Source organism: Sphingopyxis sp. LC363 (assembly GCF_000756385.1).
Lineage (GTDB): Bacteria > Pseudomonadota > Alphaproteobacteria > Sphingomonadales > Sphingomonadaceae > Sphingopyxis.
The window spans coordinates 83,482-89,578 of record NZ_JNFC01000006.1 but is presented as its reverse complement, the minus strand read 5'-3'; the positions used below and the strand labels follow the sequence as shown (position 1 = coordinate 89,578).

At 65.3% G+C, this 6,097-nt stretch carries 10 protein-coding genes; 4 read left to right on the top strand and 6 right to left on the bottom strand.

What is annotated here, in order from left to right:
• Positions 1-143 precede the first annotated feature (143 nt).
• Positions 144-431, bottom strand: a complete 288-nt coding sequence (locus FG95_RS03700) for a 4a-hydroxytetrahydrobiopterin dehydratase (protein ID WP_037554043.1) — start codon at positions 429-431, stop codon at positions 144-146.
• A gap of 51 nt (positions 432-482) precedes the next feature.
• On the opposite strand from FG95_RS03700, the gene FG95_RS03695 reads away from it, so the two are divergent.
• Genes FG95_RS03695 through FG95_RS03680 form a run of 4 tightly spaced genes read left to right on the top strand, consistent with a single transcriptional unit; the run spans position 483 to position 2,573 of the window.
• Entirely contained in the window at positions 483-914 is a 432-nt protein-coding gene (locus FG95_RS03695; RefSeq protein WP_052182051.1) for a metallopeptidase family protein, read from the top strand.
• 23 nt (positions 915-937) lie between these two features.
• The gene (ccmA, locus tag FG95_RS03690; protein WP_037554064.1) at positions 938-1,522 is read left to right on the top strand and encodes a heme ABC exporter ATP-binding protein CcmA; all 585 of its coding nucleotides are present in this window, start codon (positions 938-940) and stop codon (positions 1,520-1,522) included.
• Positions 1,519-2,166, top strand: coding sequence for a heme exporter protein CcmB (locus FG95_RS03685; RefSeq protein ID WP_037554042.1), 648 nt, complete (start codon positions 1,519-1,521; stop codon positions 2,164-2,166). Before ccmA ends, FG95_RS03685 begins: the two co-directional genes overlap by 4 nt.
• On the top strand, positions 2,163-2,573 hold the full coding sequence (locus FG95_RS03680; RefSeq protein ID WP_037554040.1) for a VOC family protein: 411 nt from the start codon (positions 2,163-2,165) through the stop codon (positions 2,571-2,573). Before FG95_RS03685 ends, FG95_RS03680 begins: the two co-directional genes overlap by 4 nt.
• A 361-nt stretch (positions 2,574-2,934) precedes the next feature.
• Here FG95_RS03680 and rplA read toward each other — a convergent pair whose 3' ends face one another.
• The 5 genes from rplA to secE all read right to left on the bottom strand — a co-directional run bounded on the left by rplA (position 2,935) and on the right by secE (position 6,022).
• A complete protein-coding gene (gene rplA / locus FG95_RS03675; protein ID WP_037554039.1) occupies positions 2,935-3,633 on the bottom strand; it encodes a 50S ribosomal protein L1 in 699 nt (232 codons plus the stop codon).
• Positions 3,634-3,637: 4 nt separating this feature from the next.
• Positions 3,638-4,069, bottom strand: coding sequence for a 50S ribosomal protein L11 (rplK, locus tag FG95_RS03670; protein ID WP_037554038.1), 432 nt, complete (start codon positions 4,067-4,069; stop codon positions 3,638-3,640).
• A gap of 155 nt (positions 4,070-4,224) precedes the next feature.
• The gene (locus FG95_RS03665) at positions 4,225-5,154 is read right to left on the bottom strand and encodes an acyl-CoA thioesterase (protein WP_052182050.1); all 930 of its coding nucleotides are present in this window, start codon (positions 5,152-5,154) and stop codon (positions 4,225-4,227) included.
• A 99-nt stretch (positions 5,155-5,253) separates the two neighbouring features.
• The gene (nusG, locus tag FG95_RS03660; protein ID WP_037554037.1) at positions 5,254-5,790 is read right to left on the bottom strand and encodes a transcription termination/antitermination protein NusG; all 537 of its coding nucleotides are present in this window, start codon (positions 5,788-5,790) and stop codon (positions 5,254-5,256) included.
• A 34-nt stretch (positions 5,791-5,824) separates the two neighbouring features.
• Positions 5,825-6,022 (bottom strand): preprotein translocase subunit SecE, encoded by a 198-nt coding sequence (gene secE, locus FG95_RS03655; protein ID WP_037554036.1) that lies wholly within the window; start codon positions 6,020-6,022, stop codon positions 5,825-5,827.
• Between the last annotated feature and the right edge of the window lie 75 nt (positions 6,023-6,097).

Sequence of the window (6,097 nt, the reverse complement as noted above, 5' to 3'; positions counted from 1 at the left end):
TGGCAGCTTGCTGCCTAGTCGTAGTGGGGTGGGGTCTATCGGCCTTGCGCAAGGCCGATAGACCCCACCCCCAACCCCTCCCCTGAAGGGGAGGGGCTTTCTTCTCTCAATGGCCGCAACCGGTCGAAACCGACCCGCCCCCCTCAGACCAGCGCCTCGATCGCCTCCGCCAGCTTCGCGTCGCGTTCGGACAGGCCGTCGGCGTCGTGCGTCGTCAGCAGGATGTCCACGCGGTTGTAGACGTTCGACCATTCAGGATGATGATCCATTTTTTCGGCGACGATCGCGACGCTCGTCATGAAGCCGAAGGCCTGCGCGAAATCGGCGAATGTGAACCGGCGCGTGATGGCATCGCGCGACGGTTCGTGCGTCCATTCGGGAAAGCGGACGAGCAGCGCGGCGCGCTGGGTGTCGTCGAGTTTCTGGACCATATCTTTTCTCCCGCTGGTCAATGCCGTGCGCTCGCCATAAGGAAGGGCGCGATGAGCGACAAGAGCAGCCTGCCCCCCGACTTGCCCGGCGCATGGACCGGAACCGCCCCCGACGCCGACGCGCTGTTCGCGATGGCCGAGGCGGCGCTCGCAACCATGCCCGATGTGTTCAAGCCGCATATCGAGGGCGTGGTGATTTCGATCGAGGAATTCGCCGACGACGACGTGCTCGCCTCGCTCGACATCGAGCACCCCTATGATCTCACCGGCCTGTACGAAGGCCGCCCGCTGACTGAGCGCAGCATCGGCGAAAGCGGCGGGATGCCCGACCGCGTCACCCTCTATCGCATTCCCATCCTCGTCGAATGGATCGAGACGGGCGAAAAGCTCGAATGGCTGGTGCGCCATGTCCTGATCCACGAGATCGGCCATCATTTCGGCTTCTCCGACGACGATATGCACGCGCTGGAGCGCATGGCGTGAGCGCGCCTCCGCGCGCGGGTGGCGTGGCCGAGCTTTTGCTGCTCGACGACGTCGCCTGTATTCGCGGCGACCGGCTGCTGTTCGAAGGCCTGTCGCTGACGCTGGACCGCGGCGACGCGCTGTGGCTGCGCGGCCCCAATGGCGCGGGCAAGTCGAGCCTGATCCGCCTCGCCGCCGGGCTTCTGGGCGCAGCCGCAGGCACGGTCGAGCGCCGCGAGCGCGTCGCGCTGATCGACGAAGCCAGCGCACTCGACACTGAACTGCCCTTGCGGCGCGCCCTCGACTTCTGGGCGCGCGTCGATACGGTCGACGGCCATGCCGTCGACCGCGCGATGGATGACATGGCGCTGACGCCGCTCGCCGACGTGCCAGTGGCGATGCTGTCGACCGGGCAACGCAAGCGCGCCGGGATGGTGCGCGTGATCGCCAGCGGCGCGCCGATCTGGCTGCTCGACGAACCCGCGAACGGCATGGACGATGCCGCACAAGCGCGACTGATTGCGGCGATCGCGAAGCACCGGGCAAACGGCGGCGCGGTGCTGCTCGCGTCGCACTTCGCGCTCGGCATTCCGGACTTGGCCGAACTCGACATGGGGGCGCTCGCTTGACCGCGCTCATCGCTCTTTTCTGGCGCGACCTGCGGCGCGCGTGGGGCAGCGGGGCGCTGTGGTTGCCGGTGATGTTTTTCCTGCTTGTCGCGACCGCCTTTCCTTTTGCGGTAGGGCCGGACGCGCCGCTGCTGCGCCGCGCAGGCGGCGGCATGGTATGGGTTGCGGCTTTGCTGGCGGCGCTGCTGCCGATCGACCGGCTGGTGCGACCCGACCGCGAGGCGGGCGTGCTCGACCAGCTTGCGGTGCGAGGTTTCGCCGACGAGTTGATCGCGGCGGTCAAGATCGCTGCGCACGCCGCCGGCTTTGGGCTGCCGCTGATGATCGCCTTGTTCCCCGCGTCGGCGCTGCTGGCGCAGGATGCGGAGCGCGTCGGACTGCTCGCGACGGGGATCGCGATTGCCATCCCGGCACTGGCCTCGCTCGCGGTACTGAGCGCTTCGCTGACCGCGAACCACAAGGGCGGCAGCGCGATCGGCGGACTGCTCGTCCTGCCGCTCGCGGTGCCGATGCTGATTTTCGGCGCAGGAATGCTCGACCCGTCGGGGCGCGGCGCAATCAAGCTGCTGGCCGCGGTCAGTCTTCTGCTGACCGTGATCGGGCCGTTCGCGGCGGGCGCGGCGATGCGGGGGCTGCGCGAATGACGCGCCAGTCGCTTGCGCATATCGCGCTGGTCGTGCGCGATTATGACGAGGCGATCGACTTTTATGTCGGGGTTCTGGGGTTCACGCTGATCGCCGACGAGTATCAGCCGGCGCAGGACAAGCGCTGGGTGCTCGTCGCTCCGCCGGGCAATCCCGAAGGCGGGGCGACGATCCTGCTGGCGCGGGCGGCGAACGAGGAACAGGCGAAATTCGTCGGCGACCAGTCGGGCGGGCGCGTCTTCCTGTTCCTGCAAACCGACGATTTCGTCCGCGATTACCAGCGCCTGCTCGACAAGGGCGTGCGGATCGAGCGCGAACCGCTGGAAGCCGACTATGGTACCGTCGCGGTCTTCCTCGACCTTTATGGCAACAAGTGGGATTTGATCGAGTTTCGTCGGTCGGCCTGATTGCCGGCGCGCGAAAGTTGACGAAGTTGACGCCCCCATGCGCGCGCGAACAAGGCGATAACCGCGACGGCGATCGATGGAACAGGGCTTTGGTATCGGCGTCATCCAACAGCGTAGATCATGTCGATATTTTTTAGGAAAGCGATTTATGGCGGATGACGGCATTCGACCGAACCTAGCCGTCGCCCCCGCGAAGGCGGGGGCCGCTGTCGTTTTACACAATGCCGCTGAGTAAGGCCGCTAGCGGCCCCCGCCTTCGCGGGGGCGACGGTTGTGGAATGTCCGCTCTCCACCCCATAGCCGACATAAGAAAAGGGCCGGAGTTTCCCCCGGCCCTTCCCTAAGTCATATGCGCTTGCGATCAGGCGCCGGCGACGTCGGCCGTGTCGACCTTCACGCCGGGACCCATCGACGACGACAGCGCGACCTTGCGGACGTACTTGCCCTTGGCGCCCGACGGCTTCGCCTTGACGATCGCGTCGACGAAGGCGTCGAAGTTCTGGCGGAGCTTTTCCTCGCCGAACGACAGCTTGCCGAGGCCGGCGTGGATGATGCCGACCTTCTCAACGCGGAATTCGATCTGACCGCCCTTTGCGGCCTTCACGGCTTCGGCGACGTTCGGGGTCACGGTGCCCAGCTTCGGGTTCGGCATCAGGCCCTTGGGGCCCAGCGTCTTGCCGAGGCGGCCGACGATGCCCATCATGTCCGGCGTCGCGATGACGCGGCCATAGTCGAGGTTGCCCGCGAGCATGTCTTCCATCAGGTCTTCGGCACCGACCTTGTCGGCGCCGGCGGCCAGCGCCTTTTCGGCATTGTCGCCGCGCGCGAAGACCGCGACCTTGACGTCCTTGCCGGTACCGGCGGGCAGCGTGACGACGCCGCGGACCATCTGGTCGGCGTGACGCGGATCGACGCCCAGGTTCATCGCGATTTCCAGCGTTTCGTCGAACTTGGCGGTCGCCAGCTCGCGCACCAGCTTGATCGCTTCGTCGACGCCGTGGAGCTTCAGCGCATCGACCTTGCCCTCGAGGGCCTTCTGCTTCTTGGTCAGCTTAGCCATGGGTTCAGCCCTCCGTCACTTCGAGGCCCATCGAGCGGGCGCTGCCTTCGATGATCTTCGTCGCCTGTTCGAGATCGTTCGCGTTGAGATCCTTCATCTTGATCTCGGCGATTTCGGCTAGCTTCGAACGGGCGATCTTGCCGCCGCTGATCTTGCCGGGTTCCTTCGAACCCGACTTGAGGTTCGCAGCCTTCTTGATCAGATAGGTCGCCGGAGGCGTCTTGGTGACGAACGAGAAGCTCTTGTCCGCATAGACGGTGATGATGGTGGGCGTGGGCGTGCCCTTGTCCATGCCATCGGTCGCGGCGTTGAACGCCTTGCAGAATTCCATGATGTTGACGCCGCGCTGACCGAGCGCCGGCCCGAGCGGCGGCGACGGGTTGGCGGTGCCGGCGGGCACCTGCAGCTTGATGTAGCCGCTGATCTTCTTGGCCATGATGGCCTCCTTTCTTTCTGTCGCCCCGGACCGCGATCCAGAGCTCAAAATAAGCGGTCGAACAGAAGGGCATCACGCCTTCCTCCCGCGCGGAATCGCAACCTTGTCTGATGCGAAGCGGCGCCCATAAGACCAAAGGCGCCGAAAAACAAGCCTTATTGGGGGCGGTAGCGGATCAGGCCTTCCTGCGCGACGGTGGCCATCAGCGTGCCGTCGCGGCGATAGATCGATCCACGGCACAGCCCCCGGTCGCCGCCCGTCCACGGGCTGTCCATCACGAAGACGAACCAGTCGTCGACGCGAACGTCACCGTGAAACCACATCGCATGATCGAGGCTGGTCGACACCATGCCGGGCGTCCAGAAACTGACGCCGTGCGGCAGCATCGCCGAAGACAAGAGCCCCATGTCCGACGCGAAAGCGAGAAAGCCGCGGTGGAGCAGCGGGTCGTCGCCGATCGGCGACGCGACGCGGAACCACTGATAATGCTGCGTCGCCTTTTCGGCGGCGGGCGGCCGAAAGCTGCGCACCTCGAACGGGCGGCTGCGTGCCATATGCGCGAGTTGGCGGTCCGAGATATGCGGGTCGGCCGCGATGAAGTCGGTGAAATCCCAGCAATCCTCGGGCGGCAGCAGCTCGGGCATCGGAACCTGATGTGACAGCCCTTCCGCAGGCAGCTGGAACGAGGCGGTCAGGTTGAAGATCACCTTGCCGTCCTGGCGCACGACGACGCGGCGGTTCGAAAAACTGCGGCCGTCGAAGTCGCGGTGGAGGCGGAAGTGCAGCGGTTTGGTCTCGTCGCCGCCGCGCAGGAAATAGGCGTGCAGCGAATGCACCTGCTTGTCGGGATCGACCGTGCGCGCGGCGGCGGTCATCGCCTGCGCGATGACCTGCCCGCCGAAAATCCGGTCGCGCGAGGTGGTCGGCCGCGCGGGAAAGGTGAATTCGTCGTCGAGGCCGGGCACGGCGTCGAGATCGAACAGACGGGCCACCGCGCCGACGACCTTGTCGGCGGGCGTGCTGCTGTTGATTTCGCGCGCAAGATCGAGGCGCGCCTGCAGCTCTTCGGGCGTGAGTATGGTCATGACGACAGCCTAACCCCTGATCCGTCGCCCCCGCGAAGGCGGGGCCGCTGTCGACATAGCGCAAGGCTGCCGACGGCCCCCGCCTTCGCGGGGGCGACGTTACTTGAAGCGTTCGACCTGTTCGAAGTCGAGTTCGACCGGGGTGGCGCGACCGAAGATCGACACCGACACCTTGACCCGCGCCTTTTCGAAATCGAGTTCCTCGACCAGCCCGTTGAAGCTGGCAAAGGGACCGTCGAGCACCTTGACCTGATCGCCGATTTCATAATCGACGCGGATTTCGGTCTTCGGACGCGCCGCCGCCTCTTCCTTGCTGTTGAGGATGCGCGCGGCTTCGGCCTCGCTGATCGCCTGCGGCTTGCCCGACGAACCGAGGAAACCCGTGACCTTCGGCGTGTTCTTGACGAGGTGATAGACGTCGTCGGTCATCGTCAGCTTGGCGAGGACATAGCCGGGGAAGAATTTGCGCTCGGCCTGGACCTTCTTGCCGCGCTTGACCTCGGTGACGGTCTCGACCGGCACCTCGACCGCTTCGACGAAGTCGGTGAGGCCCATGCGTTCGGCTTCGGAAAGCACCGAATCGCGAACCTTGTTCTCGAAACCCGAATAGGCGTGAATGATGTACCAGCGCGCCATGTCTATCCGTATCCTGTCCCTGTAACCGCGGGCGTTAGCGCGCGAGCGACGTCAGCCAGCTGACGATCGCGTTGAAAACCGTGTCGACGCCAAGGAAGAAGAGCGAAAGGATCGTCGTCATGATCAGCACCATGATCGTCGTCTGCACCGTTTCGCGGCTCGTCGGCCAAACGATCTTGCGAGCTTCGGCGCGCACCTGATTGATGAACTCAGCCGGGCTGGTCTTGGCCATGTCGATCGTCCTGTCCTAATAGCGTCAATGATCCGGGCCAGATGGGTTGCCGCCGCCCACGCGTCAAGCGCGCTT